This window comes from Sphingobacterium sp. CZ-UAM (genome assembly GCF_002000245.1).
GTDB lineage: Bacteria > Bacteroidota > Bacteroidia > Sphingobacteriales > Sphingobacteriaceae > Sphingobacterium.
The window spans coordinates 67,478-93,376 of sequence record NZ_MTCM01000006.1; the positions used below are offsets into that span (position 1 = coordinate 67,478).

General features: G+C 39.0%; 40 protein-coding genes. 3 read left to right on the plus strand and 37 right to left on the minus strand.

Annotated features, from left to right (window positions below):
• Positions 1–108 precede the first annotated feature (108 nt).
• Complete coding sequence (locus tag BWD42_RS19540) at positions 109–843, plus strand: lysophospholipid acyltransferase family protein (RefSeq protein WP_077438101.1); 735 nt, start codon at positions 109–111, stop codon at positions 841–843.
• A gap of 7 nt (positions 844–850) precedes the next feature.
• On the opposite strand, the gene BWD42_RS19545 is transcribed toward BWD42_RS19540, so the two are convergent.
• Together BWD42_RS19545 and BWD42_RS19550 are read right to left on the minus strand one after the other, a co-directional pair.
• Complete coding sequence (locus BWD42_RS19545) at positions 851–1,981, minus strand: glycosyltransferase (RefSeq protein ID WP_254846281.1); 1,131 nt, start codon at positions 1,979–1,981, stop codon at positions 851–853.
• On the minus strand, positions 1,965–2,939 hold the full coding sequence (locus BWD42_RS19550) for a lysylphosphatidylglycerol synthase domain-containing protein (RefSeq protein ID WP_077438102.1): 975 nt from the start codon (positions 2,937–2,939) through the stop codon (positions 1,965–1,967). Before BWD42_RS19550 ends, BWD42_RS19545 begins: the two co-directional genes overlap by 17 nt.
• Positions 2,940–3,039: 100 nt before the next feature.
• Here BWD42_RS19550 and ruvC point away from each other — a divergent pair, with 100 nt between their 5' ends.
• The gene (gene ruvC / locus BWD42_RS19555; RefSeq protein ID WP_077438103.1) at positions 3,040–3,606 is read left to right on the plus strand and encodes a crossover junction endodeoxyribonuclease RuvC; all 567 of its coding nucleotides are present in this window, start codon (positions 3,040–3,042) and stop codon (positions 3,604–3,606) included.
• On the opposite strand, the gene BWD42_RS19560 is transcribed toward ruvC, so the two are convergent.
• Positions 3,607–4,653: a hypothetical protein gene (locus BWD42_RS19560; protein ID WP_077438104.1), complete on the minus strand. Its 1,047-nt coding sequence runs from the start codon at positions 4,651–4,653 to the stop codon at positions 3,607–3,609.
• 364 nt (positions 4,654–5,017) lie between these two features.
• Between BWD42_RS19560 and BWD42_RS19565 the strand changes: the two genes are divergently transcribed.
• Entirely contained in the window at positions 5,018–5,491 is a 474-nt protein-coding gene (locus BWD42_RS19565) for an Lrp/AsnC ligand binding domain-containing protein (RefSeq protein ID WP_046674894.1), read from the plus strand.
• A gap of 34 nt (positions 5,492–5,525) precedes the next feature.
• Here the strand turns inward: BWD42_RS19565 and BWD42_RS19570 are convergent, their stop codons facing one another.
• The 34 genes from BWD42_RS19570 to rplC form a co-directional block, all read right to left on the minus strand.
• Positions 5,526–6,590, minus strand: coding sequence for a M20 family metallo-hydrolase (locus BWD42_RS19570; protein WP_077438105.1), 1,065 nt, complete (start codon positions 6,588–6,590; stop codon positions 5,526–5,528).
• Complete coding sequence (gene proC, locus BWD42_RS19575) at positions 6,580–7,386, minus strand: pyrroline-5-carboxylate reductase (RefSeq protein WP_077438106.1); 807 nt, start codon at positions 7,384–7,386, stop codon at positions 6,580–6,582. The genes BWD42_RS19570 and proC overlap by 11 nt, the downstream gene beginning before the upstream one ends.
• A gap of 27 nt (positions 7,387–7,413) precedes the next feature.
• Positions 7,414–8,211, minus strand: coding sequence for an acetylglutamate kinase (argB, locus tag BWD42_RS19580; RefSeq protein WP_077438107.1), 798 nt, complete (start codon positions 8,209–8,211; stop codon positions 7,414–7,416).
• A gap of 51 nt (positions 8,212–8,262) precedes the next feature.
• Complete coding sequence (locus BWD42_RS19585) at positions 8,263–9,225, minus strand: acetylornithine carbamoyltransferase (protein ID WP_077438108.1); 963 nt, start codon at positions 9,223–9,225, stop codon at positions 8,263–8,265.
• 141 nt (positions 9,226–9,366) lie between these two features.
• Complete coding sequence (locus BWD42_RS19590) at positions 9,367–10,512, minus strand: aspartate aminotransferase family protein (protein ID WP_077438109.1); 1,146 nt, start codon at positions 10,510–10,512, stop codon at positions 9,367–9,369.
• A 157-nt stretch (positions 10,513–10,669) separates the two neighbouring features.
• Entirely contained in the window at positions 10,670–11,176 is a 507-nt protein-coding gene (gene rplQ / locus BWD42_RS19595) for a 50S ribosomal protein L17 (RefSeq protein ID WP_077438110.1), read from the minus strand.
• A gap of 130 nt (positions 11,177–11,306) precedes the next feature.
• Positions 11,307–12,299 carry a DNA-directed RNA polymerase subunit alpha gene (locus tag BWD42_RS19600; RefSeq protein WP_077438111.1) on the minus strand — a complete coding sequence of 331 codons (993 nt, stop codon included), beginning with the start codon at positions 12,297–12,299 and terminating at the stop codon, positions 11,307–11,309.
• A gap of 96 nt (positions 12,300–12,395) precedes the next feature.
• Complete coding sequence (gene rpsD, locus BWD42_RS19605; RefSeq protein WP_077438112.1) at positions 12,396–13,004, minus strand: 30S ribosomal protein S4; 609 nt, start codon at positions 13,002–13,004, stop codon at positions 12,396–12,398.
• Positions 13,005–13,064: 60 nt separating this feature from the next.
• Positions 13,065–13,454, minus strand: a complete 390-nt coding sequence (rpsK, locus tag BWD42_RS19610; protein WP_046674885.1) for a 30S ribosomal protein S11 — start codon at positions 13,452–13,454, stop codon at positions 13,065–13,067.
• A gap of 10 nt (positions 13,455–13,464) precedes the next feature.
• Positions 13,465–13,842: a 30S ribosomal protein S13 gene (gene rpsM, locus BWD42_RS19615; protein ID WP_077438113.1), complete on the minus strand. Its 378-nt coding sequence runs from the start codon at positions 13,840–13,842 to the stop codon at positions 13,465–13,467.
• A 30-nt stretch (positions 13,843–13,872) separates the two neighbouring features.
• Positions 13,873–13,989: a type B 50S ribosomal protein L36 gene (ykgO, locus tag BWD42_RS19620; RefSeq protein WP_013665024.1), complete on the minus strand. Its 117-nt coding sequence runs from the start codon at positions 13,987–13,989 to the stop codon at positions 13,873–13,875.
• A gap of 46 nt (positions 13,990–14,035) precedes the next feature.
• Positions 14,036–14,254, minus strand: a complete 219-nt coding sequence (gene infA / locus BWD42_RS19625; protein WP_002997456.1) for a translation initiation factor IF-1 — start codon at positions 14,252–14,254, stop codon at positions 14,036–14,038.
• Between the two features lie 74 nt (positions 14,255–14,328).
• The gene (gene map / locus BWD42_RS19630) at positions 14,329–15,111 is read right to left on the minus strand and encodes a type I methionyl aminopeptidase (protein ID WP_077438114.1); all 783 of its coding nucleotides are present in this window, start codon (positions 15,109–15,111) and stop codon (positions 14,329–14,331) included.
• Between the two features lie 9 nt (positions 15,112–15,120).
• Entirely contained in the window at positions 15,121–16,458 is a 1,338-nt protein-coding gene (gene secY / locus BWD42_RS19635) for a preprotein translocase subunit SecY (RefSeq protein ID WP_046674882.1), read from the minus strand.
• 3 nt (positions 16,459–16,461) lie between these two features.
• Positions 16,462–16,908: a 50S ribosomal protein L15 gene (rplO, locus tag BWD42_RS19640; RefSeq protein ID WP_070570400.1), complete on the minus strand. Its 447-nt coding sequence runs from the start codon at positions 16,906–16,908 to the stop codon at positions 16,462–16,464.
• A gap of 118 nt (positions 16,909–17,026) precedes the next feature.
• Positions 17,027–17,206, minus strand: coding sequence for a 50S ribosomal protein L30 (gene rpmD, locus BWD42_RS19645; protein ID WP_045753985.1), 180 nt, complete (start codon positions 17,204–17,206; stop codon positions 17,027–17,029).
• A gap of 5 nt (positions 17,207–17,211) precedes the next feature.
• The gene (gene rpsE / locus BWD42_RS19650) at positions 17,212–17,730 is read right to left on the minus strand and encodes a 30S ribosomal protein S5 (RefSeq protein WP_028071565.1); all 519 of its coding nucleotides are present in this window, start codon (positions 17,728–17,730) and stop codon (positions 17,212–17,214) included.
• A gap of 12 nt (positions 17,731–17,742) precedes the next feature.
• Positions 17,743–18,105, minus strand: a complete 363-nt coding sequence (gene rplR / locus BWD42_RS19655) for a 50S ribosomal protein L18 (RefSeq protein ID WP_175992110.1) — start codon at positions 18,103–18,105, stop codon at positions 17,743–17,745.
• Entirely contained in the window at positions 18,102–18,656 is a 555-nt protein-coding gene (rplF, locus tag BWD42_RS19660) for a 50S ribosomal protein L6 (RefSeq protein ID WP_077438116.1), read from the minus strand. Before rplF ends, rplR begins: the two co-directional genes overlap by 4 nt.
• A gap of 21 nt (positions 18,657–18,677) precedes the next feature.
• Positions 18,678–19,079 carry a 30S ribosomal protein S8 gene (gene rpsH / locus BWD42_RS19665; RefSeq protein WP_245971333.1) on the minus strand — a complete coding sequence of 134 codons (402 nt, stop codon included), beginning with the start codon at positions 19,077–19,079 and terminating at the stop codon, positions 18,678–18,680.
• A 136-nt stretch (positions 19,080–19,215) separates the two neighbouring features.
• A complete protein-coding gene (gene rpsN, locus BWD42_RS19670) occupies positions 19,216–19,485 on the minus strand; it encodes a 30S ribosomal protein S14 (protein ID WP_028071569.1) in 270 nt (89 codons plus the stop codon).
• Positions 19,478–20,047, minus strand: a complete 570-nt coding sequence (gene rplE / locus BWD42_RS19675) for a 50S ribosomal protein L5 (RefSeq protein WP_046674875.1) — start codon at positions 20,045–20,047, stop codon at positions 19,478–19,480. The genes rpsN and rplE overlap by 8 nt, the downstream gene beginning before the upstream one ends.
• A complete protein-coding gene (gene rplX, locus BWD42_RS19680) occupies positions 20,047–20,391 on the minus strand; it encodes a 50S ribosomal protein L24 (RefSeq protein WP_077438118.1) in 345 nt (114 codons plus the stop codon). Before rplX ends, rplE begins: the two co-directional genes overlap by 1 nt.
• Positions 20,392–20,393: 2 nt before the next feature.
• Positions 20,394–20,762, minus strand: coding sequence for a 50S ribosomal protein L14 (gene rplN / locus BWD42_RS19685; protein ID WP_028071572.1), 369 nt, complete (start codon positions 20,760–20,762; stop codon positions 20,394–20,396).
• 1 nt (position 20,763) lies between these two features.
• Positions 20,764–21,018 (minus strand): 30S ribosomal protein S17, encoded by a 255-nt coding sequence (rpsQ, locus tag BWD42_RS19690; RefSeq protein ID WP_028071573.1) that lies wholly within the window; start codon positions 21,016–21,018, stop codon positions 20,764–20,766.
• Between the two features lie 14 nt (positions 21,019–21,032).
• Positions 21,033–21,251, minus strand: coding sequence for a 50S ribosomal protein L29 (gene rpmC, locus BWD42_RS19695; protein ID WP_077438119.1), 219 nt, complete (start codon positions 21,249–21,251; stop codon positions 21,033–21,035).
• Between the two features lie 92 nt (positions 21,252–21,343).
• Positions 21,344–21,766 (minus strand): 50S ribosomal protein L16, encoded by a 423-nt coding sequence (gene rplP, locus BWD42_RS19700; RefSeq protein ID WP_046674870.1) that lies wholly within the window; start codon positions 21,764–21,766, stop codon positions 21,344–21,346.
• Between the two features lie 61 nt (positions 21,767–21,827).
• The gene (rpsC, locus tag BWD42_RS19705; protein ID WP_077438120.1) at positions 21,828–22,619 is read right to left on the minus strand and encodes a 30S ribosomal protein S3; all 792 of its coding nucleotides are present in this window, start codon (positions 22,617–22,619) and stop codon (positions 21,828–21,830) included.
• 11 nt (positions 22,620–22,630) lie between these two features.
• On the minus strand, positions 22,631–23,065 hold the full coding sequence (gene rplV / locus BWD42_RS19710; RefSeq protein WP_077438121.1) for a 50S ribosomal protein L22: 435 nt from the start codon (positions 23,063–23,065) through the stop codon (positions 22,631–22,633).
• A 6-nt stretch (positions 23,066–23,071) separates the two neighbouring features.
• On the minus strand, positions 23,072–23,338 hold the full coding sequence (gene rpsS / locus BWD42_RS19715) for a 30S ribosomal protein S19 (protein WP_002997495.1): 267 nt from the start codon (positions 23,336–23,338) through the stop codon (positions 23,072–23,074).
• On the minus strand, positions 23,338–24,165 hold the full coding sequence (rplB, locus tag BWD42_RS19720; protein ID WP_077438122.1) for a 50S ribosomal protein L2: 828 nt from the start codon (positions 24,163–24,165) through the stop codon (positions 23,338–23,340). Before rplB ends, rpsS begins: the two co-directional genes overlap by 1 nt.
• 6 nt (positions 24,166–24,171) lie before the next feature.
• Positions 24,172–24,462 (minus strand): 50S ribosomal protein L23, encoded by a 291-nt coding sequence (gene rplW / locus BWD42_RS19725; protein WP_077438123.1) that lies wholly within the window; start codon positions 24,460–24,462, stop codon positions 24,172–24,174.
• A gap of 1 nt (position 24,463) precedes the next feature.
• Entirely contained in the window at positions 24,464–25,093 is a 630-nt protein-coding gene (gene rplD / locus BWD42_RS19730) for a 50S ribosomal protein L4 (RefSeq protein WP_070570413.1), read from the minus strand.
• Between the two features lie 5 nt (positions 25,094–25,098).
• A complete protein-coding gene (gene rplC, locus BWD42_RS19735) occupies positions 25,099–25,716 on the minus strand; it encodes a 50S ribosomal protein L3 (RefSeq protein WP_077438124.1) in 618 nt (205 codons plus the stop codon).
• Between the last annotated feature and the right edge of the window lie 183 nt (positions 25,717–25,899).

Consider the following 25,899-nt stretch of genomic DNA (forward strand, 5'->3'; position numbering starts at 1 on the left):
AAATAATGTTAAATATAATATTAATATTATTAAAATGAAATACAATATTATGAATATCTTCCAAAAATCGTTGCTTAATGATATATTTGTAAACAATAAATAAAGTGTATGAAAAAGTTTTTAGGCTATATCCTATCTATTATATTTTGGTTCTGTTTTGGCTTATCTTTAATTATATTCCACCCTATCCAATGGCTATGCCTAAAATTAGGTGGCTATAGTGCGCATAAAAAAAGTGTTGACATCTTAAATGCATGTTTGGTTGCTTGCTACTATACCTTATTCAATAGGGTCACTTTTATCGACAATAAATCCATCCCATTGGGGCAGCCAATTATATTTGTTGCCAATCATCAAAGTACTTTTGATATTCCGCCGCTCATCTATTTTTTACGGAGGTTTCATGGTAAGTTCATTTCGAAAATTGAACTGGCCAGTGGTATACCCAGTATTTCGTTCAACCTAAAACATGGTGGTGCAGCCAATATCGATCGGAATGACCCCAAACAGTCTATAGCTGAGATCCTCAAACTTGCCAACAATATGAAAACAAAGAACTGGTCCGCCTTTATCTTTCCAGAGGGGACCCGATCAAAAACAGGCAAGATGAAAGCATTTCACGTTGGCGGAATTGCAACATTATTAAAGAAAAATCCAAATGCATTGGTTGTCCCTATTGCGATTAAAGGATCTTACGAAATGGTACAGTATGGTATGTATCCGCTAACTCCTTTTTTACATATGACATGGGAGGTATTGGACCCTTTGGATACAACGGATAAAAATATTGAAGAAATCGTAAAATTAGCTGAGGAAACAATTAAGCGAAAAGTAGAAAATTAAACCGGGTTTATTTGACTTGTCTGCCCTTCCAATCGTATTTCCCGATATTCCCTAATATTCCAATATAAGTTAAATATAGAATATGGGCCAGACTCAATATTGGGAGATACCAAAGCAAAGTAGTGCGCCTCGCAAAAGTAGTTAAGGGTTGGATAAATAGGAATTCCACGACTACTTTAAGTAATAATGCGAAGAAAACGACCCATCCAAGTGTTTTAATGCCAGCGATAGCAAGGGCTACTCCAACCAATAAAAGCACATTAAACAGCCAGATTGCGATTCCCAAAGCGATAACTCCCTTGTTTTTATACTTGGTACTTTTAGAGGCCCAACGTCTTCTTTGGCTTATAAATGAGCGAAGATCAGGTTTGGCATCTGTATACACAATAGCATCCTCCGATTTACAAAATGCGATCCGTTCAGGATATTTCTCTGCCACCTTATGCAAAAATAGCTCATCGTCCCCAGAAGCAAGTTCATCAATGCCTCTAAACCCGCCCATTTCCCTAAATATATCTTTTCGATAAGCTAAATTCGCGCCGTTGCAGGTTGTTGGCTTTCTATTACCTATACCCGCAGCGCCAAGACCAATGAGATATAGGAACTCCAATGTCTGCAAGCGTTCGAAAAAGCTTTTCTCCTCGGAATACAGCACCGGTGAAGACAGCAAGTAAACATCCTCTTTTTCAAAGGTTCCGATTACAGTCTTTAGCCAGTTTGGCCCCATCCTGCAGTCTGCATCAGTCGTTATAACAATCTCCCCTTTACAGCAGTCAATTGCCCTTGAAATCGCCAGCTTTTTATAGGAATTCATCCGGCCATTCTCATTTAACTGAATTAACTTGACTCCTCGTTCGGTAAATTCTTTCACAATTGCTGAGGTGTTATCGTCCGAATGATCATCAATAATAATAAGTTCGAGAAGATCTTTTGGAAAAGCCTGATTTAAGATACATTCAATCGTTCTTCGAATATTTAATTCTTCATTACGGGCGGCAATAATTACGGATACCATTTTGGTGGGAATTAAATTACCATGAGGCGCTTGGATCTGAGCCCAGCCCCTCCGCATCCACAATACGAGAATACCATAGACACAGGCAAAACTGATCAATAAATAACTAAGAATTTGTATCACCGAAAAAATTAATCTTAAAAACAAAAATAGAACCAAATATCGCCGGGAGAATCAAATTGACAAACCAGATACACGATACAATAGCCATCACCGCAATTTCCTGTGTTGTAATATAGCTATAAAGATTACTTGCCACAAAACTCCGCACACTAAAATCAAAAATATCCAAGGTGGGCAGGGCCGCCTGAACGAAAAAGAGGATAAAGATCATCAAAACCATGGAGACAAGAGGCAACTCTGGTAAGGTCAGCTTCATCAAAATAATATATTGCGAAGTGAAAATAATAAACCTTGCTAGTGAGTTTATCAAAACAATACTCAGTTCCGCCGTGGAATAATGTTCAAGTACTTCAAAAAAAGGTTTGATTTTCGCCAAAAACTTAATTCGCCCCACAAGTATATCCACCCATCTCACATTAAAATACAAGATGACAAATCCAGCAGCATAAATAAGGGCGAGCAACCATACTCCAAATTGGACAGATAAAGGCGTAGATAAAAATTTACAGACAAACCAGGCTATACTCAGTGAGCCTGCAACACTTGTCAAAACCAATTGGGCAAACAACCCAACTCCCATCGCTACAGCCCCTTTGGCCCTGTTCTGCGGCGTAAGGAATAATACCCTACCTCCATACTCCCCAATCCTATTTGGGGTAAAAATCGCCCATGTAAGTCCACAAAAAACGGATTGAAACGCTTTCCAAAAAGATATATGCTCCAACTTAGAGGCGAGATAACGCCATTTGACAACTTCCAGTAGCCAGTTTACGAGCATTAAAACAACGATCAATATCAATGTCCAGACAACAGAATGTTGTTCTAATCCAGTGATCAGTGTCTTAAATTTATCGATATTGCTCTTATCGGATACCTTGGTAATGATATACCATGTGGCAAGTGCAAAAACCAGTATCTTCAATAAAAGACTGATGTATTTTTTTTGTCTCCCAGTCAACGTTTGATAATTAGAGAGCAATGTTACTAAATTTTAGCCAAATGATTAAGTTTTGTGTGCAGCAATCCACTTATAAAAAGCAAAATTTGTAATATTGTACATGCAGAAGGAAAAGGCGAAAGAAAGAATCATACTAGGGATCGATCCAGGGACAGTAGTGCTTGGATATGGAATTATCAAAGAAGTTGGCAATACCATCTCCCTTATTTCAATGGGTGTCATCAAAATGGGCCATCTCGATGACCATGCATTAAAATTGCAACGTATCTTCAAAAAGACCTCTGCATTAATGCAAGAATATAATCCAGATTGTGTCGCGCTGGAATCTCCTTTCTATGGCAAAAATATTCAGGTTATGCTCAAACTGGGAAGGGCACAGGGGGTTGCTATGGCAGCTGCACTGGCCCAGGATATTCCGATCTTTGAGTATTCACCCAGAAAAATAAAACAGTCAGTCACCGGAAATGGAAATGCTACGAAAGAACAGGTTTCTGCCATGCTCAAAAATCTATTAAAATTTGAGGAAACACCTCAGTTTCTTGATGCGACAGATGGACTGGCAATTGCTGTTTGCCATTCGTTTCAAAAAAATAGTGCTACTGGTAGCGGAAAATCCTATTCCGGCTGGTCCTCTTTTATCAAAGAAAACAAAGACCGGATTAAGTAGTTACATCTGCACCTGCCGGATGACATTTTTCACATTTAATTCGACAATATCAGTCATTGTCTTACATTTCAAATAAGAATTATTCTGATAAAACTCCGCGTAACCCTCACGCAATTGCTTAATATTTTCTGGAGTTGAGAGAACCTGCATCTGCGAAGCATCTCTAAGGTCAGCGATCCGGTGCCGCTCACTCCGTACCCTATGCACAATCGAAGACCGCTCCTCCTGTTGGTATTGCAATACCGTTTTTTCGGTCAAATGCTCCATCGCGAGCTTAACATATGGATAGTTCTCTTTAAAAAATTGGGGCATATATACTTTTGGGTTCCCCTCATAAAACTGTTGGTCAAAATCGATTGCCCTGATCCTAAACTGAAAATCATCAAAGTCAGGCGTAATCTGCATGACAAAATTATAAGCCCGCATATCCCCCAGCAAGGTGATGATACAACGCTCATTAAACTTGACAAATTCCTTCGAAATCCGTGTCAAATTGTAATCCGGCGTGAACATCCTTGTTTGGGAAAATATATCGCCGGGAATACCAACAATATGTTCTTCTACCAATGTATCCTGATCCACCATATAATTGACCTGATTCGGAGATAATATTTCCTCCAGTTCCAATCCGTAGATCCGTGATGCATCCGCCTGTTTGATATAAAAATAATCATAAACGTCATTTAATCGGTTTACGATACGGATCCGAAATGGTCTTGTATTACCAAAACCACAGTACTCCACGCGGTCGATATATTTGTGCTGTACAATACGTGTGTTGCCCGAAGCTTTAAGCTTTGCATAGATGACCTTTAACCCGTCATATAGCTGATCAATGAGATACTGAGGATAGAGTGGTGTCTCCCAAAATGTATCATTACCAAATTTGTCCATGACCGGTACGGTCTCTGTAAAATTCAATAGATCCTTATAACCGATGGGTAACTTTTCATCCCGTTGATATAGCTTAAGATATTTATGAAGCCCTTCTCCCACTTCAAAGATCGGCTTCTTCCTCGAAATCTTTACATCCTGAACTTCTTCCATCTTTATTTTAGTCTTGAAATATTGAGATATTAGATATGCGTACTGAGACTTTGGTTTAACATACACCTGTCGCTTGCTTACTTGTCTTTTGTTTTTGATCTTTATCCTACATCTTTATCGTCTCAATGACATGAATAACAAGATAACGAAACGATCTGATAACCTTACAATAAAATCACCTCCAAAACAATTATAAGCACTTTCAATCAAAAACATATAACATTATCAATATCAATAAGTATTTTTTATTAAATTTACATCTATAAACCGAAAATTCTTAGTAATTTTGAAATAAATTTAATTATTTTAGCTGTTGGTCAGATTTGATGTATGACCAATGAATGAAACACAAAACCCATTGTTAATGGAAAATCAATATGCAAACTATGATCTAGACAATTTGGATATCCAAATCCTGTCTATTCTAATGAACGATGCTTCTATTCCTTATACTGAAATAGCGAAAAAACTAATCGTATCAGGTGGTACCATCCACGTTAGAATGAAGAAGATGGAAGAGTTAGGTATCATCAGAGGTTCAAATCTCATTATCAATCCCCAAAAAGTTGGATTTGACATCACTGCCTTTCTCGGTATCTATCTAGAAAAAGGTTCACAATATGCAGATGCGGTAGATAAACTGAAAGAAATCAAAGAAGTGGTTGAGTTACATTATTGTACTGGCCAATACAGTATTTTTGCAAAAATTATCTGTAGGGACACTGTCCACCTCAGAAAAGTATTGAACGAAGATATCCAATCTGTACCTGGTATCCAGCGTACAGAGACAATTATCTCCCTTGAAGAAAGTATTAAGCGTCAGATCAGCTTAGTCTAGTATAAAAAAAGCTTCCAACAGTTGGAAGCTTTTTTTATACGATCTTTTGTAGCATAGCTATATACAAATCAATTCCTTCTCTAATTTCATCAATATAGATAAATTCATCCGCCATATGCGATCTTGCACTATCCCCTGGCCCCAGTTTTAACGAAGGAACCGGAATAAGCGCTTGATCACTCATCGTCGGGGATCCATATAATTTACGGCCCAGCGCAATTCCCGCCTGTACAATAGGATGTTCTTCGGGAATAGAAGAAGATTTTAAACGAGTAGATCGAGCCGAAACTTCCGAAGATACATGAGATTTGATAATCGCTAGGGTTTCCTCATTGGTATAAGCATCCGTTGTGCGCACATCAACGACAAAATTACAGCTAGCAGGTACTACGTTGTGCTGTGAACCCGACTGAATCATTGTCACGGACATTTTTATGGGACCCAAAGTCGCGGATGTTTTTTCAAAAGCATAATCTTTGAACCATTGAATATCACTTATCGCTCTATAAATTGCGTTATCCCCCTCATCACGTGCAGCATGGCCTGCAATTCCGATCGCATTACAGTCCAATACCATCAAACCTTTTTCCGCAATAGCTAAATCCATCAGGGTCGGCTCGCCGACGATGGCAAAATCTATAGGTCCGATATCCTCGAGTACAGATTCAATGCCGTTTCTGCCCGAGATTTCTTCCTCGGCGCTCGCAACCAGACAAAAATTATAGTTTAGGTCAGCCCGTTCATAAAAATGTAAGAAGGTTGCAATCAGTGAGACCAGACATCCGCCAGCATCATTACTACCCAAGCCGTAGAGCTTCCCCTCTTCTTCCGTCGGAGCCAATGGATCGCGGGTGTAACCAGGGTTAGCCTTCACTGTGTCATGGTGCGAATTAAGCAGGATAGTTGGCTTATCCACCGCGTAATGCTTATTATATACCCAAACATTATTGCCCTTTCTAAAGGTTTTGACGAGCCGTTCTTTGAAAAATTCCTCAATCTGGTCAGCTGTTCGTATTTCCTCACGGCTTAGAGAGGAAAGAGCGATCAACTTTTTCAATAAAACTAAGCTATCTTTGAATAAGCTATCCTTATCCTTCATGATATAATCCTCCTGCTTTATCCGCAGACAATTTTATCCCTTTAATAAAAGCTGAACTAAAACCATTATGTTCCATTTCGTTCAACCCAGCAATGGTACATCCCTTTGGCGATGTTACCTTATCAATCTCCCCTTCCGGATGCGCATTTGTATGCAACAATAAATCTGCAGCTCCCTTAGCGGTCTGAACAGCCATTTTTAAGGCGTCATGCGCATGGAAACCTATTTCAACCCCACCTTGTGACGCAGCGCGTATAGCACGCAGGAAAAAGGCTATTCCACAAGCACACAAGGCAGTTGCTGAAGTCATCAGGTCTTCATTTATAATGACAACCGATCCTACGGTCTCAAACATCTTTTCTACTTCAGCAAGACTACCATCTGAAGCGTGATCACTTGCGATACAGGTCATCGATTGAGCAATAGCGATTGCCGTATTTGGCATAGCACGTACTACCGTCGCATCCTCACCCAATACCGCTTTAAGGTCAGCACAGGAAACACCAGATACGATAGAAACAAAAATCTGATTTTTCTTGTCTATTTCGGGAGCGACCTCAACCAGTACCTTTTTTAATTGCTGTGGTAATATTGCAAAAACAACAATATCAGCGCCTTTAACAGCAGCTTTGTTGTCATTACTTACAGAGAAACCCTGGCTTGCCTCCTCAGACAGTGCGTTCAGATTTCTGCGGGTCAATGTAATATTGGCAGCACTGGCAAATTCGCTTTTTACAAGCCCTTTTGCCAAGGAGAGACCGATATTGCCACTTCCGATAATAGTGACCTTTTTCATAGTGGGGTTTAGATTTAGATTACATGATTATTTTAATGTCAAACAGGTGCCAAACTGCCCTTGTTGAAATAGATGTAAATTATTGGCATGACCAATATACACCTCTTGTACACCTTTATTTATTGCATTAAATGCATTTTGTAGTTTTGGTATCATACCATCGTTGACGACGCCCGAATCTTTAAGATATTCAAATTCCTCGTATTTAATCGTTGGTATCACTGAATTCTCATCCGTTACATCCCGTAATACACCATTCTTTTCGAAGCAATAAACCAATGAAGTTTCATATAATGAGGACAGAGAGACTGCCAAAGAAGATGCGATGGTATCTGCATTGGTATTGAGCAACTGTCCCAAACCATTATGTGTGATAGCAGAGAATACCGGAACAAATCCTGCTTCTAAAAACTTCTTTATCGCCAATGTATTTACCGAATCATGCAATAAATCTCCAACAAAACCATAGTCAATATCTTTAACGGGACGTTTTATAGCCTTAATCACATCCCCATCTGCCCCCGATAAGCCAACAGCATCGCATTTCAATTTTTGTAATTTAGCAACTATGGTCTTATTTGTTAGTCCAGCATATACCATTGTCACTATCCTCAGCATATCCTCATCAGTTACCCTGCGGCCTTCTACCATTTGCGCCTGCAAACCAAGCTCACTCGCCAAACGTGTTGCAATTTTACCTCCGCCATGGACGAGGATCTTCTTCCCGGACAATGCGGAAAACTTCTCTAAAAAAGAATCTAACAGACCCTCATCATCGATAATATTTCCGCCAATTTTTATAATATTTAATACACTATTAGCCATTACGCAACTTTTCCCAAATAAAAATAGTTTCTCAATAATCGAAGACCGAACTTATACCAGATCTTCCAGCATTCGCTTTAAAACAACCTGTGCCGCCCAGACACGATTACTAGCCTCTTTAATAACCAATGAGTTTGGTCCATCCAAAATCTCAGATGACAACTCCAGATCCCGTCTTACGGGCAAACAATGCATGACCTTGGCATCATTTGTCAAAGACAACTTTTCATTATCCATCATCCAATCTTCATCTACCGTATACACCTCACCATATTCTTGATAGGATGACCAGTTCTTCACATAAACAAAATCAGCGTTTTTTAGACTTTCATTTAAATTTGTTGAAATTGTCGCCCCCTTCGTAAAATCCTTGCTGAGCTCATACCCCATAGGCTGTGCAATGGTAAACTCCACAAGACCTTCTTCCTGTGCCTTACACATCCATTCCGCAAAAGAATTCGGTACTGCTTGTGGCAAAGCTTTCACATGTGGGGCCCAAGCCAATACCACCTTTGGTTTCACGGTCTTCTTATGCTCAGTGATGGTAATGATATCCGTCAAACTCTGTAATGGATGACGGGTGGCACTTTCCAAAGAAACTACAGGTACACCACAGTATTGAATAAATTTATTAAATAAATCCTCGCTGTAGTCCTCCTCCCGGTCTTTTAATTTCGGAAAGGATCGTAAGCCAAGGATATCGCAATATTCTCCCATGACTGCTGCTGCTTCGCGGATATGTTCAACAGTACTGCCATTCATCACGACACCGTCTTGCGTTTCTAGGGCCCAGCCATCCTTGTCCATATTCATGACCATTACATTCATACCCAAGTTCATTGCTGCTTTTTGGGTACTTAGACGTGTACGCAAACTAGGATTTAAAAACACAAGACCCAAGGTCTTATTTTTACCAAGATCTCGGTTATCATATGGTGCTGCTTTTAAAGCTAACGCCTCTTGGACAACCTCTGCTACACTGGATACGTCCTTTACAGAGAAAAACTTTTTCATCTATATAAATCATTTATGTGGGTTTTTACTATGGCACAACGCGCCGTGCTCCCCACTTTGTTCATGTATGCTGTTGGAATAACAATGATTGATCCGCTATGATATCAGGGATCAATCATTGCTATTATTTCATCTATTATCTTAGGCGATTGCAACCGCTTTTATATGTTCTTTTAATGCCAATAAAAATTGATCAGCATGTTCTTTGGTTATATTCAATGCTGGTAGCAATCGAATAACGTACGGTTTTGCCTCACCTGTAAAAATACGATTCTTTAACAGAAGATCTTTTTTCACATGCGCTAATGAAGCTGGAAGTTCTATTCCGATCATTAGCCCTCTCCCTCTTACTTCTACGATCTCTTCGATTTTCTTCAGTTCGTCAATTAGGTACTGTCCTACAAGTTGTGCATTCTCCATCAGGCGATCTTGTTGAATGACCTCCAATACAGCTAGCGCAGCGGCACAAGCCAGGTGATTACCTCCAAACGTTGTCCCCAAACTACCATGTGAAGCTTTAAACTTAGGGGAGATACTGATTGCTCCGATAGGAAAACCATTTCCCATCCCTTTTGCCATCGTATAAATATCTGCATTTACGCCGGAATAGTCCTGGGCATAAAACAGACCTGTTCTTCCGTAACCACATTGGACCTCGTCCGCAATAAATACAGCATTATATTGGTCACAAAGCGAACGGATCAGCTGGAGGAAACTGATCGACGCCTCTCTGATTCCGCCTACCCCTTGAATGCTTTCGATAATAACAGAAGAGATTTCTTCGCCATAAGCAGCAAATGCTTCTTCTAAAGCTGTCTCATCATTGAACGGAAGGAAAACAACGTTCTCGGTTTCATTAACAGGTGCAACTATACTTGGATTGTCTGTAGCAGCCACCGCTAATGAGGTCCTACCATGAAAAGATTTAGAAAATGCGATGATTTTCTTTCTCTTATTATAGAAAGAAGCAAGCTTCAAAGCATTTTCGTTTGCTTCAGCACCAGAATTACAGAGAAATAAGTCATAATCAACCTTACCAGATACTTCGCCCAGCAATCGTGCAAGTTCACGCTGAATTGGAATTTCAACAGAATTAGAGTAGAATCCGATACGATTCAATTGCTCTGTAATACGTTGTACATAGTGTGGATGCGTGTGTCCGATCGATATCACGGCATGGCCACCATACAAGTCCAAATAAGCATTTCCTTCGGCATCCCACACCGTAGATCCATTAGCTTTAACTATGTTAATAGGATTAATGGGATAAACATCAAATGGTTTCATCTTAATGAATTATAGATTGATAAACGAAATAGCTTGTAATAGAAAAAGCTATCAGATTTTAGCATTACAAATATATCAGTTATAACGGTAGGAATGGTCATAAAATAAAAAAAGTCCTCTTAAAAAGAGGACTTTTTCTATGATAACGGGAACAATATTATTCTCCGTCAACTTTTTCTTCACCTTCTACTTCAGCTTTTACTTCAGCAGGAGCTTCAGTTTCAGCAGGAGCAGCAGCTTTTTTAGCACCACCACGACGACGAGTAGCTTTTTTCTCAGCAGCAGCAGCTTTTTTACCGTAGATTTCGTTGTAGTCAACTAACTCGATGAAAGCCATTTCAGCGTTATCACCTAAACGGTTTTCCATTTTGATGATACGCGTGTAACCACCTGGACGGTTAGCTACTTTTTCAGAAATTTCGCGGAACAAGATAGAAACTGCGTCTTTATCTTTCAAATAAGCGAATACTGTACGACGAGAGTGTGTTGTGTCGTTTTTAGATTTAGTAATCAACGGCTCAACGTATGTACGCAATGCTTTAGCTTTAGCCAAAGTAGTTGTGATACGTTTGTGTAGGATTAATGATGTTGCCATGTTAGCCAACATTGCTTTTCTATGGCTATCCGTACGGCCTAAGTGATTTACTTTTTTTCCGTGTCTCATTTTGATTTTATTATACTATATATACCGTTCTTGCTTTACCTAAACTGTCAGATTTTTCAAAGGCAACTGCCCGTATCATCCGGCTGTCCGTTTCAAGAGGAATTACATATAGTGGTCGCTTAATAAATTATTATTCTTCGTCTAATTTATATTTCGCTAAGTTCATTCCGAATGATAAACCTTTCGATTTAACCAATTCTTGGATTTCGCTTAACGATTTTTTACCGAAGTTTCTGAATTTCAACATATCCGCAACGTCGTAAGTTACCAACTCAGCTAACGTACGAATGTCAGCAGCTTTCAAACAATTCAATGCACGCACTGAAAGGTCAAGGTCTACTAATTCTGTTTTCAGAATCTTACGCATGTGCAAGATCTCCTCATCGACAACTTTAGTTTCTTCTTTTGTTTGAGACTCAAGAAGCATATTCTCATCCGAGAATAAGATAAAGTGTTGAATTAAGATCTTAGCAGCCTCTTTCAAAGCTTCTTCGGGGTGAATTGAGCCATCTGTAGAAATATCCAACAACAATTTCTCGTAGTCAGTCTTTTGCTCTACACGGTAATTCTCAATGGTATATTTAACATTCTTGATCGGAGTAAAGATCGAATCGATAGCGATAACACCTACTGGAGCGTCAGTCACTTTATTCTCATCTGCATTTACATATCCACGACCTTTAGCAATACTCAATTCCAATTCAATTGTCACTGCGTTATCCATGTTACAGATTACTAAGTCTGGATTTAAGACAGTAAAGTTATTAGAGAATTTTGTGATATCACCAGCTAAGAATTGTTCTTGACCATTGATTACTACAAATACCTTTTCGTTGTCGCCAATCTCACCTGTTTTTTTGAAACGGATCTGTTTCAAGTTCAAGATAATTTCAGTTACGTCTTCAACAACACCTTTGATCGTTGAAAATTCGTGCGAAACGCCAGAAAACCTTATCGACGTAATTGCATATCCTTCTAACGAGGACAATAGAATACGGCGCAAAGCATTACCAATGGTTACACCAAAACCAGGCTCCAATGGACGAAATTCAAACGTACCATCAAAATCCGTAGATTTCTGCATGATAACTTTATCCGGTCTTTGAAATGCTAAAATTGCCATTTATTTTCTTTTAATGTTTTATTTGTAATAATAATTGTAATACAATAGAAAGATGCATAACCCAGAATTGGACTATGCATACTTCTATTTTATTTATTATTTAGAGTATAACTCAACGATTAAGTTCTCTTTAATGTTTTCAGGAATATCAGCTCTTTCTGGATAGCTTAAGAAAGTACCTGTCAATTCTTTCGCATTCCACTCTAACCAAGAAAATTTGTTTACAGTACGACCTGCAACTGAATTTGTGATGGCTTCAAGTGTTTGAGAACGTTCACGAACTGCTACAACGTCACCTGGACGCAAGCTATATGATGGAATGTTAACAACACTTCCGTTAACAGTAATGTGTTTATGAGATACTAACTGACGAGCAGCAGCACGAGAAGTAGCGATACCTAAACGGTAAACTACGTTATCTAAGCGAGCTTCCAATAATTTCAAGAAGATCTCACCTGTAATACCTTGTTTAGAGGCAGCTTTAACAAATAAGTTTGAGAACTGACGCTCCAATACACCATAAGTGTATTTTGCTTTTTGTTTTTCTAACAACTGAATAGCATATTCAGATTGTTTACCTCTGCGTTTAGAAGCTCCATGTTGTCCAGGAGGGTAATTTTTCTTTTCTAACGCTTTATCTGGGCCGAAGATCGGCTCTCTAAATTTACGGGCAATTTTGGACTTAGGTCCTGTATATCTAGCCATTTTCTTTTACAATTAAAGTATCTATCAGCCTATAGCCGATGAATCTTATCTTTAAATTAATTAAACTCTTCTGCGTTTTGGAGGACGACAACCGTTGTGAGGAAGTGGAGTGATGTCTTTGATAGTAGTCACATCGATTCCTACAGTTTGTAATGTTCTGATTGCAGATTCACGACCAGCACCAGGTCCTTTAACAAACACTTCAACTTTGCGTAGACCCAAGTCATGAGCAACTTTTCCACAGTCTTGCGCAGCTTGACCAGCAGCATATGGAGTGTTCTTTTTAGAACCACGGAAACCCATTTTACCAGCACTAGACCAAGAAATAGTTTGTCCTTGATTATTAGTCAAAGTTACAATGATATTGTTAAACGTTGCGTTAATGTGAGCCTGACCTACAGGTTCAATAACAACGATACGCTTTTTTGCAGCTTTTTTAGTTTTAGCCATTTCTTATTTATTATTTAGTAGCTTTTTTCTTGTTTGCAACTGTCTTACGTTTACCTTTACGAGTACGTGAGTTGTTTTTAGTACGTTGACCACGAACTGGTAAATGTTTACGGTGACGCAATCCACGGTAACAACCGATATCCATTAAACGTTTGATGTTCAATTGAATTTCTGAACGCAATGCACCTTCTACTTTCAATTCATCGTTGATGATGCTACGAATTGCTGCCAATTGTTCATCATTCCACTCTTGTACCTTCACATCTTCGCTGATACCAGCTTTTTCCAAGATATATTGAGCTCTTGTACGACCGATACCAAAAATATAGGTAAGGCCGATCACACCTCTTTTGTTTTTAGGTAAATCAATACCTGCTATCCTTGCCATATAATATTAAGCTATTATTTTTTTAATGAATTAACCCTGACGTTGTTTAAACTTAGGATTCTTTTTGTTGATTACAAAAACTTTACCTTTACGACGGATGATCTTACAGTCCGCGCTACGTTTTTTTATTGATGCTCTTACTTTCATGATATTTATTTTTTCAAAAGCTTGCGCTAAGTAAAAAGGCTTACGACTATTTATAGCGGTAAGTAATCCTTCCCTTAGTCAAATCATACGGAGACATTTCCAATTTAACTTTATCCCCAGGTAAAATTTTGATATAGTGCATACGCATTTTACCAGAAATATGGGCAATGATTTCATGTCCATTTTCCAATTCTACCCTAAACATAGCATTAGAAAGTGCCTCTCTAATTATACCGTCTTGTTCTATTGAGGCTTGTTTAGCCATATATTCTCGATTAAATTTAATTTAAAAGCCTGCGAACAGGAGTGCAAAGATAAATAAAAATAATTGAAAACCAACTACTTTTTACTCAAAACTTTCTCTACATGTTCGAATGTCAGCAACACATCTGGTTCTCCTTTTCGGATAGCAACCATTTGTTCGAAGTGCGCCGATAATTTCCCATCTACTGTACTTACTGTCCAACCATCATCCCAAAAACGAACACCAGCACGTCCCGCATTGATCATCGGCTCGATACAAATAACCAAACCTTCTTCCAATTTCGGGCCTGCACCACGTTTTCCATAATTTGGAACCTCTGGTTTTTCATGTAAATGATATCCAACTCCGTGTCCCACAAGTTCGCGCACAATTCCGAAACCGAACTTGCTTACATATTCCTGAACAGCAGAAGAGATATCCCCAACACGTTTACCGGCCACAGCCTGTTCAACACCTTTGTACAATGATTCCTTTGTGACATCCAACAACAACTGCGCTTCCTCAGAAATCTCGCCAACACCGAAAGTGTAAGCTGAGTCACTGATAAAACCATTTAAATTGACACCCCCGTCGACTGAAACAAGATCACCATCTTTAATTTCATAATCGCTTGGGAAACCGTGTACAATCTGATCGTTGACAGAGATACACAAAGAGTATGGAAATCCATGATAGTTTAAGAACGCTGGCGTTCCACCGTTATCGTGAATATACTCATAAGCTAATTTATCAAGAGATATAGTTTTTACCCCAGGTTTAATCACTTTTGCGATTTCACCAAGCAATTGCGAAAGCACATCTGCTGACTTCCGCAATTGCTCTATATCATCTGCTGACTTATAAAATACTTTAGACATCTAAAGAAATTAAATTGCCGAATGATCCATTCCCTCAACAGACGCAGCCGAACGGCCTTTAATACGACCTGTTTTCATCAATCCATCATAATGACGCATCAATAAATGAGATTCGATCTGTTGCAAAGTATCCAACACCACACCTACTAAAATCAATAAGGACGTACCTCCATAGAAGTGCGCAAATTGATTATTAATACCAAACAAACTTGCAATAGCAGGTAGAATAGCAATAATCGCTAAGAAAATTGCACCTGGAAATGTAATATTTGATATTACGCGGTCTATAAAATTACTAGTTTCCAATCCCGGTTTAATACCTGGAACAAAACCTCCGTTTTTCTTCATGTCATCTGACATCTGTTGCGGATTAACCATGATCGCTGTATAGAAGAACGTAAATGCGATAATTAATACCGCAAAAGTCACGTTGTACGCTACAGAGGTATAGTTACTCAACGAAGTCAAAAATTCCGACTGAAGATTTGGGAAGAACTGTCCTAAACTCATTGGCACAAACATGATCGCCTGTGCAAAAATGATCGGCATTACACCTGCAGCATTTACCTTTAACGGTATATACTGACGTACTCCACCGACTTGCTTGTTTCCGACAATTTTCTTCGCGTATTGTACAGGAATCTTACGAACCCCCTGTACGATCAAGATCGTAAAGATCACAACGAAGAACAAAGCCACAAATTCAAGCAACAATGGAATTGGACCACCACCACCTTTCGCCATTCTAGAAACCCATTCCGCAGTGATACCACTTGGCAATTGAGCGATAATACCAGTCATGATGATCAAAGAAATACCATTACCAATACCTTTATCAGTAATTTTTTCCCCTAACCACATCACAAATAAAGTACCGCCTGTCAAAACTATGGCAGTCAGAATCGTGAACAATGGGTCTGCAATTGTCTTAGCACTTGGCTCGATCTGAGTACGTACATAAGCAAAAGCCTGAAGCAGCGTAATCCCTAATGTTAAATAGCGAGTAATCTGATTCATTTTTTGACGACCACTTTCCCCTTCTTTCTGCATCTTTTGGAAGTAAGGAACCGCGATGCCCAACAATTGAACAACAATGGATGCCGAGATATATGGCATTACCCCTAAAGCAAAGATAGCCGAACGAGAGAATGATCCCCCCGCAAACATATCCAATAAGCCCAATAAACCCTCTTTCTGACCGGAAGCCAAAGCATGAGGATTTACACCTGGTAATACCACGTGACATCCAATACGGTAAATCAAAAGAAAAAGTAAGGTATTTAGAATACGCGTACGTAAATCATCGATTTTCCAAATATTGGTTAAGGTTGTGATTAGTTTCTTCATTTATTAAATTTTAACGATAGAACCGCCTGCAGCTTCAATAGCTTTTTGAGCAGAAGCAGTAAACGCGTGCGCTGTTACTTCAACTTTAGCTTTCAATTCACCGCGACCCAAGATTTTTACTTTGTCATTTTTAGACACTAATCCATGAGCTTTCAATGCATCGAAATCTACAGCTGTCAAATTGTGCTTCTCTATCAACGCTTGTAAAGTATCTAGGTTGACACCGTTGTACTCAACACGGTTGATGTTTTTGAAACCAAATTTAGGTACACGACGTTGCAAAGGCATCTGACCACCTTCGAAACCGATTTTCGTAGAGTGACCTGAACGAGAACCAGCCCCTTTGTGGCCACGTGTAGAAGTACCACCACGACCAGAACCAGTACCGCGACCGATACGTTTGCTACTTTTTACTGCACCTTTTGCAGGTTTTAAATTACTTAAGTTCATTTTTAAACTAAATTGTGCTAGCCCTTCGCTCTCACTAAACAGGTACTAGCGATTAAAAAATAATTATTATAAATACAAGTAATGGAAAGAGCCCAAAGACCCTTTCCATAAGCTAATATTAAATAGTTTCGATAGCTACTAAATGGTTTACTTTACGTACCATTCCAATGATTGCTGGAGTAGCTTCAACTTCTACTGAGTGGTTGATTCTTTTCAAACCCAATGCCTCAATAGTTTTCTTTTGGCGCTCGCTTCTGTCGATAACGCTCTTTATCTGGGTGATTTTGATTTTTGCCATGATAATTAACCGTTAAATACTTTATTTAAATCGACACCGCGGTGTTGTGCCACTGTATATGCATCACGCATATTTGCTAAGGCAGTTACAGTTGCTTTTACCACGTTGTGTGGGTTAGAAGAACCTAATGATTTAGCCAATACGTCTTTGATACCAGCAGACTCCAATACTGCACGCATTGCACCACCTGCCAAAACTCCTGTACCGGCGATAGCTGGTTTAATCAAAACTGAACCACCAGAATATTTACCATATTGCTCGTGAGGAACAGTACCTTTGATTACAGGAACTTTCACTAAATTTTTCTTTGCGTCGTCGATACCTTTAGTAATTGCCTCAGTTACCTCTTTAGCTTTACCTAAACCGTAACCAACAATACCGTTTTCATCACCTACTACAACAATTGCAGAGAAGCTGAAAGTACGACCACCTTTAGTAACTTTCGCTACACGTTGGATACTTACTAAGCGATCTTTTAATTCGATTTCGCTTGATTTTACTCTTTTTATATTGCTTAATGCCATTTCTTTCTATGATTAAAAGTCTAAACCGCCTTCGCGAGCACCTTCAGCCAAAGATTTGATACGGCCATGGTATAAGTACCCATTACGGTCAAAAACTACTTTATTAATACCTGCTGCTAATGCTTTCTCAGCAACCAATTTACCTACAGCTTTAGACTGCTCAACTTTGTTACCAGATGCAACAAATTCTTTTGACAAGCTAGATGCAGCAACTAATGTTTTACCTGCATTGTCGTCAATGATTTGTGCATAGATACCTTTGTTACTTCTAAAAACCGATAAACGTGGACGTTCAGACGTTCCAGCAAGGTTTTTTCTGATTCCTTTTTTGATTCTCTCTCTACGAGATGCTTTTTGTCCTGCCATGATTATTATTTTTTAGCTGATTTACCTGCTTTTCTTCTCAACACTTCACCTTCAAACTTGATACCTTTTCCTTTGTAAGGTTCTGGTTTACGGAAGCCACGGATTTTAGCCGCTACCTGACCGATCAATTGTTTGTCAGCACATTCTAAAGTGATTGTAGGGTTTTTACCTTTTTCAGCAGTAGTTGATACTTTAACCTCTTTTGGCAATACAAAGACAATCTGGTGAGAGAAACCTAAAGTTAACTCTAATACGTTACCAGTACTTGTCGCACGGTAACCTACACCCACTAATTCTTGCGTAGTTTTGTAACCTTCAGTCACACCTTGAACCATGTTAGCCAACAGGGAACGGTATAGACCGTGTAATGCTTTGTGTTTCTTTTGATCAGTTGGACGTGTTACAACGATGTTACCTTCTTCTTGAGCAACATTGATGTCACGATCAACTTGTTGTGTTAATTCGCCTTTAGGACCTTTTACTGATACTAAGTTTTTGTCTGAAATAGTAACAGTTACCCCTGCAGGGATAGCGATAGGCGCTTTTCCAATTCTTGACATTTCTTTGTGTTTTTACCTAGATTAATAAACGTAACATAAAACCTCACCACCAACATTTTGAAGTCTAGCTTCTTTGTCTGTCATTACACCTTTAGATGTTGACAAGATAGCGATACCTAAACCATTCAAAACACGAGGCATAGTTTCAACACTTGCATACTTTCTTAAACCAGGTTTACTCACACGTGTCAACGTACGAATAGCCGGAATTTTGCTAATTGGGTTATATTTCAATGCGATTTTGATCGTACCCTGTACGCCATTCTCATCGAATTTGTAATTAGCAATGTAACCTTTGTCAAAAAGAACTTTAGTAATTTCTTTTTTAAGGTTCGATGCAGGAATTTCAACAACCCTGTGGTTGGCCTTGATGGCATTCCTTACTCGTGTAAGGTAATCCGCAATTGGATCTGTAGTCATTATATATGAAAATTTGTGACAGCGGTTTCCCTCCCAACCATTGGTATGGGACCTACTATCTGTTAAACAATTTTAAAATGCAAAAACCCCGGCAATCCTAAATTGAATTGCCCGGGCAAAATTAAGTATTTTTTTTAAATTACCAAGAAGCTTTTTTCACCCCTGGGATCTTGCCATCTAAAGCCATCTCACGGAAAGTTACACGAGAGATACCGAATTGACGCATATATCCTTTAGGACGACCAGTCAATTTACAACGGTTGTGTAAACGTACCGGAGAAGCATTTTTAGGTAATTTATCTAATGCAACGTAATCGCCAGCAGCTTTTAATTCTGCACGTTTTGCCGCATATTTAGCTACCAATTTAGCGCGTTTTACTTCGCGTGCTTTTAATCCTTCTTTAGCCATTGTTATTTGTATTTTGATTTTTAAATGGTAAACCGAATTGTTTCAACAATTCTAAAGCTTCAACATCATTTTGAGCAGAAGTCACGAAAGTGATATCCATACCTTGGATCTTGTTGATTTTGTCAATGTTGATCTCAGGGAAAATGATTTGTTCAGTGATACCTAAGTTATAGTTACCACGTCCGTCGAAACCTTTATCGTTGATACCGCGGAAGTCACGAATACGTGGAAGCGATACTGCTACCAAACGATCCAAGAATTCAAACATGTTATTGTCACGCAAAGTAACACGTGCCCCTACAGGCATACCTTTACGTAATTTAAAGTTTGAAATATCTTTTTTCGATTTTGTAGCAACGGCTTGTTGACCTGTGATTAAAGTCAATTCAGCGATAGCGTTATCGATTAATTTTTTATCAGCTGTTGCAGCTCCTACACCTTGTGAAACAACGATTTTCTCAAGTTTGGGAACCTGCATAATACTTTTATACTGAAATTTTTCTTGAAGTGCTTTACGGATTTCCTCCGCATATTTCACTTTTAATCTTGGTACGTAAGTCATTATTTAATTTCCTCCCCTGATTTTTTAGCGTAACGAACTAATTTACCATCTGCATTCAACTTACGACCTACACGGGTAGTTTCACCTGTTTTAGGATCGATAACAGCTAAATTAGAGATGTGAATACCAGCTTCTTTCTCAATGATACCACCATTAGGATTAGCTGCACTTGGTTTAGTGTGTTTTTTTACGATGTTAGCGCCTTCAACGATAGCTCTATTTTTATCCACTAAAACAGTTAATACTTTTCCTTGAACACCTTTAGAGTTACCAGCGATAACTTTCACTAAATCACCTTTTTTAATTTTGATTTTGTGCGTAGTTGTTTTTGTTTTCTGTGCCATAATTATAAAACCTCCGGTGCTAATGATACAATTTTCATGAACTGTTTCTCACGCAACTCTCTGGCAACAGGGCCGAAGATACGTGAACCACGTGGCTCATCATTATTATTTAACAATACAGCAGCATTGTCATCAAAACGGATGTAAGAACCATCTTTACGACGGATTTCTTTTTTAGTTCTAACTACTACTGCTTTGGAAACCGAACCTTTTTTCACGTTTCCAGAAGGCAAAGCGCTTTTCACCGATACAACAATCTTATCTCCGATTGATGCATAACGCTTGCGCGTACCGCCCAATACACGGATTACTAAAACTTCTTTAGCACCGCTATTGTCAGCTACATTAAGTCTTGATTCTTGTTGTACCATGTTATTTAGCTCTTTCTATAATTTCAACTAATCTCCAGTTTTTTGTTTTACTCAGCGGACGAGTTTCCATGATTAATACCGTATCGCCGATACCGCAGGTATTAGTTTCGTCATGAGCTTTGAATTTAGTAGTTTTTTTAACGAACTTACCGTAGATAGGGTGTTTTACTTTACGTTCAACAGCTACGACGATAGACTTGTCCATTTTGTTGCTAACTACTAAGCCGATTCTTGTTTTTCTTAAATTTCTTTCCATTTCGACTTTAAATTTTACGCCTCAGAGGCTGTTTCATTCTTAGCTGCAGCTTTGCGTGCACTGATCTCTGTACTGATACGAGCGATAGTTTTGCGTGCTGCTTTGATCACGTTAGGGTTCTCAATAGCTGAAACAGCATGTGCAAATTTCAATTTTGTAAGGGCTGCTTTCTCCTCTACAAGACGAGCTGCTAAGTCCTCATTAGATAATTCTAAAATTTCTGAATTTTTCATGTTTTTTCAGTTGTTATTTGGGTTATCATCAGTTTATTTATAGCGTTAGGGGTAACGGCCCTAACGCTTAAATGATGACATTACCAAGATTTTTATGCTTCAACGTAGTCTCTACGAATCACAAACTTAGTTTGAACCGGAAGTTTTTGAGCTGCAAGGCGTAAAGCTTCTTTGGCAATTTCCAAAGGCACACCTTCTGCTTCAAATAACATACGGCCTGGGCGTACTACTGCTACCCAGTATTCTGGAGCACCCTTACCTTTACCCATACGTACCTCTGCAGGTTTTTTCGTAACAGGTTTGTCAGGGAAAATACGAATCCAAACTTGACCTTCACGTTTCATATAACGTGTAACCGCAATACGAGCTGCCTCGATTTGACGGCTAGTGATCCATGCTTGCTCCATTGTTTTGATACCGAAAGAACCGAAAGCTAACTCCGCTCCACGAGAAGCGTTACCTTTCATGCGGCCTTTCTGCATCTTTCTGAACTTCGTTCTTTTTGGCTGTAACATGTTCGTATACTTTTTAAATCTGCTTCTTCAGCAGGTTTTTGTTGTAATCTAAATAAAACTATTAATCTTTTTTCGGACCACGGTTGTTTCCACCACGGTTGTTTCCACCACGGTTATTCCCACCGCGACCACCTTTGTTACGGTTGTCACGACGTTCGCCACCACCTTCGTGGTTGCCACGTGATTTTACACCAGATGCCTGACCAATGTTTGGAGATAAGTCACGTTTACCGTAAACCTCACCTTTACAGATCCAAACTTTGATACCGATTTTACCGTATGTAGTCAATGCCTCAGCTAGAGCATAGTCGATATCAGCACGCAATGTGTGTAAAGGAGTTCTTCCTTCTTTGTATTGTTCAGTACGTGCCATCTCAGCACCACCTAAACGACCAGAACACATGATTTTGATACCTTCTGCACCCATACGCATCGTAGAAGCGATTGAAGTTTTCATTGCACGACGGAATGAAATACGCGCCTCTAATTGCTTAGCGACACCTTCAGCTACTAACTTAGCATCTAACTCAGGGCGTTTGATCTCGAAAATATTGATTTGAACATCCTTTTTAGTCAGTTTTTTCAACTCTTCTTTGATCTTGTCAACTTCTTGACCACCTTTTCCGATAACGATACCTGGACGAGCAGTGTGAATTGTAACAGTGATACGTTTTAAAGTTCTTTCGATAACAACTTTAGCTACACCACCTTTTGCAATACGAACAGAAAGATATTTTCTGATTTTTTCGTCTTCAACTAATTTATCGGAATAGTTTTTACCTCCGAACCAGTTAGAATCCCAACCTTTGATGATTCCTAATCTGCTACCTATTGGATTTGCTTTTTGTCCCATTTCTCAATAAATTAGTTTTGTTCAACGTTTAATTTGCTATCAACTACCAACGTAACGTGATTTGAACGTTTACGAACTCTGTATCCGCGACCTTGAGGAGCTGGGCGCAATCTTTTCAATTGACGACCTCCACCTACTGATACTTCTTTTACAATAAGTTCGCTTTCTTCCACTGATTTACCTTCGTTTTTGGCTTCCCAGTTTTTGATTGCAGATAATAATAATTTTTCTACACGAGCAGCAGCTTCTTTACTTGAGTGTTTCAAAATGTATAATGCATTTTCAACACGCTGACCACGAATTAAGTCTACCACTAAACGCATCTTACGAGGCGAAGTAGGGCAGTTCAATAATTTGGCATCCGAAGCTCCACCTTGTTGAGCTTTCTCTTGCTCTTTGCGTTGTCTAATTAAGACAGACTTTTTAAGTTTTTTTGTTGCTTCCATTACCTATTATTTTTTCTTTTCTGCGTGGCCTCTGAATGTACGCGTAGGCGCGAATTCACCAAGCTTGTGACCTACCATATTTTCTGTTACATAAACAGGGATAAATTTATTCCCGTTGTGCACTGCGAAGGTATGGCCAACAAAATCAGGTGAAATCATTGATCTACGAGACCATGTTTTGATAACTGACTTTTTGTTAGTTTCATTCATAGAAAGAACTTTTCTTTCTAAGTTGTGATCGATATAAGGACCTTTTTTAATTGAACGAGCCATTATTTTTTCCTTCTCTCAATGATGTAACGATTCGATGTTTTCTTCTTGTAACGTGTTTTGAAGCCTTTAGCTAATACACCTGTACGTGAGCGTGGGTGACCTCCTGAAGTACGGCCTTCACCACCACCCATTGGGTGATCTACTGGGTTCATCGCAACACCACGAACTCTTGGACGACGACCTAACCAACGTTTGCGACCTGCTTTACCTAACACTTGGTTAGATCTTTCATGGTTCGATACTGAACCAATTGTAGCAACACAAGTCAATAAGATCATACGTGTTTCGCCTGAAGGCAATTTGATGATGGCATATTTACCATCACGAGCAGACAATTGAGCATAAGTACCAGCCGAACGAGCAATTGAACCACCTTGACCAGGATTTAATTCAATGTTGTGGATGATAGAACCCAATGGAATGTTTGCTAATGGTAATGTATTACCAACTTCTGGGGCAACTTTATCTCCTGCAACTACAGTTTGACCAACTTGTAAACCAGCTGGAGCAATGATGTAGCGTTTTTCACCATCAGCGTAGTGCAACAATGCAATACGAGCAGTACGGTTTGGATCGTACTCAATAGTAGCTACTTTTGCAGGGATATCTTTTTTATCGCGTTTGAAATCAATTAATCGGTATACTTTTTTATGTCCCCCACCGAGATAACGCATAGTCATTTTACCGGAGTTATTACGACCACCTGATTTCTTGTTGATTTTTACTACTAACGATTTTTCAGGAACGTTTGTAGTAACATCAGAATAATCTGCGCCTATTCTGAAACGAGTACCAGGGGTTACCGGTTTGAATCTTTTAACTGCCATCTTAAATTATATAGTACTGTAAAAGTCAATAGTTTCGCCATCTTTAATAGTAATGATAGCTTTTTTATACTTAGGAGCTCTACCAGATACGAAACCTGCTTTTGTGTAACGGCTTTTCGCTTTACCTGCTACAACTGCAGTGTTTACAGCAAGAACTGTCACACCGAACATAGCTTCAACAGCTGATTTAATCTGGATTTTGTTTGCTCTGTGATCTACTTTGAAAGCGTAACGGTTTAATTTCTCCGTTAAGATAGAAGCTTTCTCAGTCAAGATAGGTTTTTTGATAATTTCCATATTACTTAGCTAATGCTTCCTCCAAAGTTTTAACAGAATCTGTTGTTAACAATAATTTTGTTGCATTTAATACATCATATGTATTCAAATCAGAAGCAACAATAACTTTTGCTTTTTTCAAGTTTCTGCTTGATTTATAAACAATTTCATCGTAAGCTGGCAATACCAATAAGGTTTTCTCATCAGCTACGTTCAACGCATTTATCAAAGCAACATAGTTTTTAGTTTTGATCGCATCGAATTTTACTTCATCCAATACGACAATGTTATTATCTTTTGCTTTGTAAGACAACGCTGATTTACGAGCTACTTGTTTCAATTTTTTGTTCAATTTGAACGAGTAGTCACGAGGTTGAGGACCGAATACACGACCACCACCATTAAACAATGGAGATTTGATAGAACCCGCACGAGCACCACCAGTACCTTTTTGTTTGTGTAATTTACGAGTTGAACCCGCGATTTCATTACGTTGTTTAGATTTGTGAGTTCCTTGGCGTTGGTTCGCTAAGTATTGTTTCACATCCAAATAGATCGCATGATCGTTAGGCTCTAACCCAAATACCGACTCAGGAAGTTGCACCTTGGCACCTGTTTCTTTACCTGATAAATTTAAAACTTTAACTTCCATCTCTACTATTTGTCTACGATTACATAAGAACCTTTAGCTCCTGGAATGGAACCACTAACAACGATAAGGTTTTGCTCAGCGTAAACTTTCAACACCTGTAAGTTTTGAACTTTAACTCTGTCACCACCTGTACGACCAGCCATACGCATACCTTTGAATACGCGTGAAGGCCATGATGAAGCACCTAATGAACCTGGAGCACGTAATCTGTTGTGCTGACCGTGAGTCGCACCACCTACACCACCAAATCCATGACGTTTCATTACACCTTGGAAACCTTTACCTTTTGAAGTACCGACTACATCTACGAATTCGCCTTCCTCGAAAAGTGTAACGTCAACTACGTCACCAAGTTGTTTTGCATCCGGGAAAGTTTTAAACTCTACCAACTTACGCTTAGGCGTTGTGTTTGCTTTCGCAAAGTGCCCTTTCAAAGGAGCTGTCGTGTTTTTCTCCTTAGCTTCGTCGAAACCAAGTTGAATTGCCGAGTAGCCATCCTTTTCTTCCGTACGTATCTGCGTAACCACGCACGGCCCGGCCTGAATCACTGTACAAGGAATATTTTTCCCTTCAGCGTTAAACAGGCTCGTCATTCCTACTTTTTTTCCAATAATACCTGACATGTTGTAAATTAATTAATTAAAAGTCCTTCGAAGCAGTAGGGCTTCGCTCAAGACATACTATTCCCATTAAGGGACTGCAAAGTTACAAACATTTTTATAACTGTCAAATAATTAGTGAATTATTTTTTTTATTTTCTATTTTATTCTGCTCCGGGTTTCGATCTCCCTATTTAAAGACGCTCT

Bases quoted from the DNA above. Each gene is read 5' to 3' on its own strand.
- BWD42_RS19540 (WP_077438101.1), top strand. From the start codon at position 109: ATGAAAAAGTTTTTAGGCTATATCCTATCTATTATATTTTGGTTCTGT.
- ruvC (WP_077438103.1), top strand. From the start codon at position 3,040: ATGCAGAAGGAAAAGGCGAAAGAAAGAATCATACTAGGGATCGATCCA.
- BWD42_RS19560 (WP_077438104.1), bottom strand. From the start codon at position 4,653: ATGGAAGAAGTTCAGGATGTAAAGATTTCGAGGAAGAAGCCGATCTTT.
- BWD42_RS19565 (WP_046674894.1), top strand. From the start codon at position 5,018: ATGGAAAATCAATATGCAAACTATGATCTAGACAATTTGGATATCCAA.
- BWD42_RS19570 (WP_077438105.1), bottom strand. From the start codon at position 6,590: ATGAAGGATAAGGATAGCTTATTCAAAGATAGCTTAGTTTTATTGAAA.
- proC (WP_077438106.1), bottom strand. From the start codon at position 7,386: ATGAAAAAGGTCACTATTATCGGAAGTGGCAATATCGGTCTCTCCTTG.
- argB (WP_077438107.1), bottom strand. From the start codon at position 8,211: ATGGCTAATAGTGTATTAAATATTATAAAAATTGGCGGAAATATTATC.
- BWD42_RS19585 (WP_077438108.1), bottom strand. From the start codon at position 9,225: ATGAAAAAGTTTTTCTCTGTAAAGGACGTATCCAGTGTAGCAGAGGTT.
- BWD42_RS19590 (WP_077438109.1), bottom strand. From the start codon at position 10,512: ATGAAACCATTTGATGTTTATCCCATTAATCCTATTAACATAGTTAAA.
- rplQ (WP_077438110.1), bottom strand. From the start codon at position 11,176: ATGAGACACGGAAAAAAAGTAAATCACTTAGGCCGTACGGATAGCCAT.
- BWD42_RS19600 (WP_077438111.1), bottom strand. From the start codon at position 12,299: ATGGCAATTTTAGCATTTCAAAGACCGGATAAAGTTATCATGCAGAAA.
- rpsD (WP_077438112.1), bottom strand. From the start codon at position 13,004: ATGGCTAGATATACAGGACCTAAGTCCAAAATTGCCCGTAAATTTAGA.
- rpsK (WP_046674885.1), bottom strand. From the start codon at position 13,454: ATGGCTAAAACTAAAAAAGCTGCAAAAAAGCGTATCGTTGTTATTGAA.
- rpsM (WP_077438113.1), bottom strand. From the start codon at position 13,842: ATGGCAAGGATAGCAGGTATTGATTTACCTAAAAACAAAAGAGGTGTG.
- ykgO (WP_013665024.1), bottom strand. From the start codon at position 13,989: ATGAAAGTAAGAGCATCAATAAAAAAACGTAGCGCGGACTGTAAGATC.
- infA (WP_002997456.1), bottom strand. From the start codon at position 14,254: ATGGCTAAACAAGCCTCAATAGAACAAGACGGTATAATTAGAGAGGCA.
- map (WP_077438114.1), bottom strand. From the start codon at position 15,111: ATGTCTAAAGTATTTTATAAGTCAGCAGATGATATAGAGCAATTGCGG.
- secY (WP_046674882.1), bottom strand. From the start codon at position 16,458: ATGAAGAAACTAATCACAACCTTAACCAATATTTGGAAAATCGATGAT.
- rplO (WP_070570400.1), bottom strand. From the start codon at position 16,908: ATGAACTTAAGTAATTTAAAACCTGCAAAAGGTGCAGTAAAAAGTAGC.
- rpmD (WP_045753985.1), bottom strand. From the start codon at position 17,206: ATGGCAAAAATCAAAATCACCCAGATAAAGAGCGTTATCGACAGAAGC.
- rpsE (WP_028071565.1), bottom strand. From the start codon at position 17,730: ATGGCATTAAGCAATATAAAAAGAGTAAAATCAAGCGAAATCGAATTA.
- rplF (WP_077438116.1), bottom strand. From the start codon at position 18,656: ATGTCAAGAATTGGAAAAGCGCCTATCGCTATCCCTGCAGGGGTAACT.
- rpsN (WP_028071569.1), bottom strand. From the start codon at position 19,485: ATGGCTAAAGAAGGATTAAAAGCACGCGAAGTAAAACGCGCTAAATTG.
- rplE (WP_046674875.1), bottom strand. From the start codon at position 20,047: ATGACTTACGTACCAAGATTAAAAGTGAAATATGCGGAGGAAATCCGT.
- rplX (WP_077438118.1), bottom strand. From the start codon at position 20,391: ATGGCACAGAAAACAAAAACAACTACGCACAAAATCAAAATTAAAAAA.
- rplN (WP_028071572.1), bottom strand. From the start codon at position 20,762: ATGGTACAACAAGAATCAAGACTTAATGTAGCTGACAATAGCGGTGCT.
- rpsQ (WP_028071573.1), bottom strand. From the start codon at position 21,018: ATGGAAAGAAATTTAAGAAAAACAAGAATCGGCTTAGTAGTTAGCAAC.
- rpmC (WP_077438119.1), bottom strand. From the start codon at position 21,251: ATGAAAAATTCAGAAATTTTAGAATTATCTAATGAGGACTTAGCAGCT.
- rplP (WP_046674870.1), bottom strand. From the start codon at position 21,766: ATGTTACAGCCAAAAAGAACGAAGTTCAGAAAGATGCAGAAAGGCCGC.
- rpsC (WP_077438120.1), bottom strand. From the start codon at position 22,619: ATGGGACAAAAAGCAAATCCAATAGGTAGCAGATTAGGAATCATCAAA.
- rplV (WP_077438121.1), bottom strand. From the start codon at position 23,065: ATGGAAGCAACAAAAAAACTTAAAAAGTCTGTCTTAATTAGACAACGC.
- rpsS (WP_002997495.1), bottom strand. From the start codon at position 23,338: ATGGCTCGTTCAATTAAAAAAGGTCCTTATATCGATCACAACTTAGAA.
- rplB (WP_077438122.1), bottom strand. From the start codon at position 24,165: ATGGCAGTTAAAAGATTCAAACCGGTAACCCCTGGTACTCGTTTCAGA.
- rplW (WP_077438123.1), bottom strand. From the start codon at position 24,462: ATGGAAATTATCAAAAAACCTATCTTGACTGAGAAAGCTTCTATCTTA.
- rplD (WP_070570413.1), bottom strand. From the start codon at position 25,093: ATGGAAGTTAAAGTTTTAAATTTATCAGGTAAAGAAACAGGTGCCAAG.
- rplC (WP_077438124.1), bottom strand. From the start codon at position 25,716: ATGTCAGGTATTATTGGAAAAAAAGTAGGAATGACGAGCCTGTTTAAC.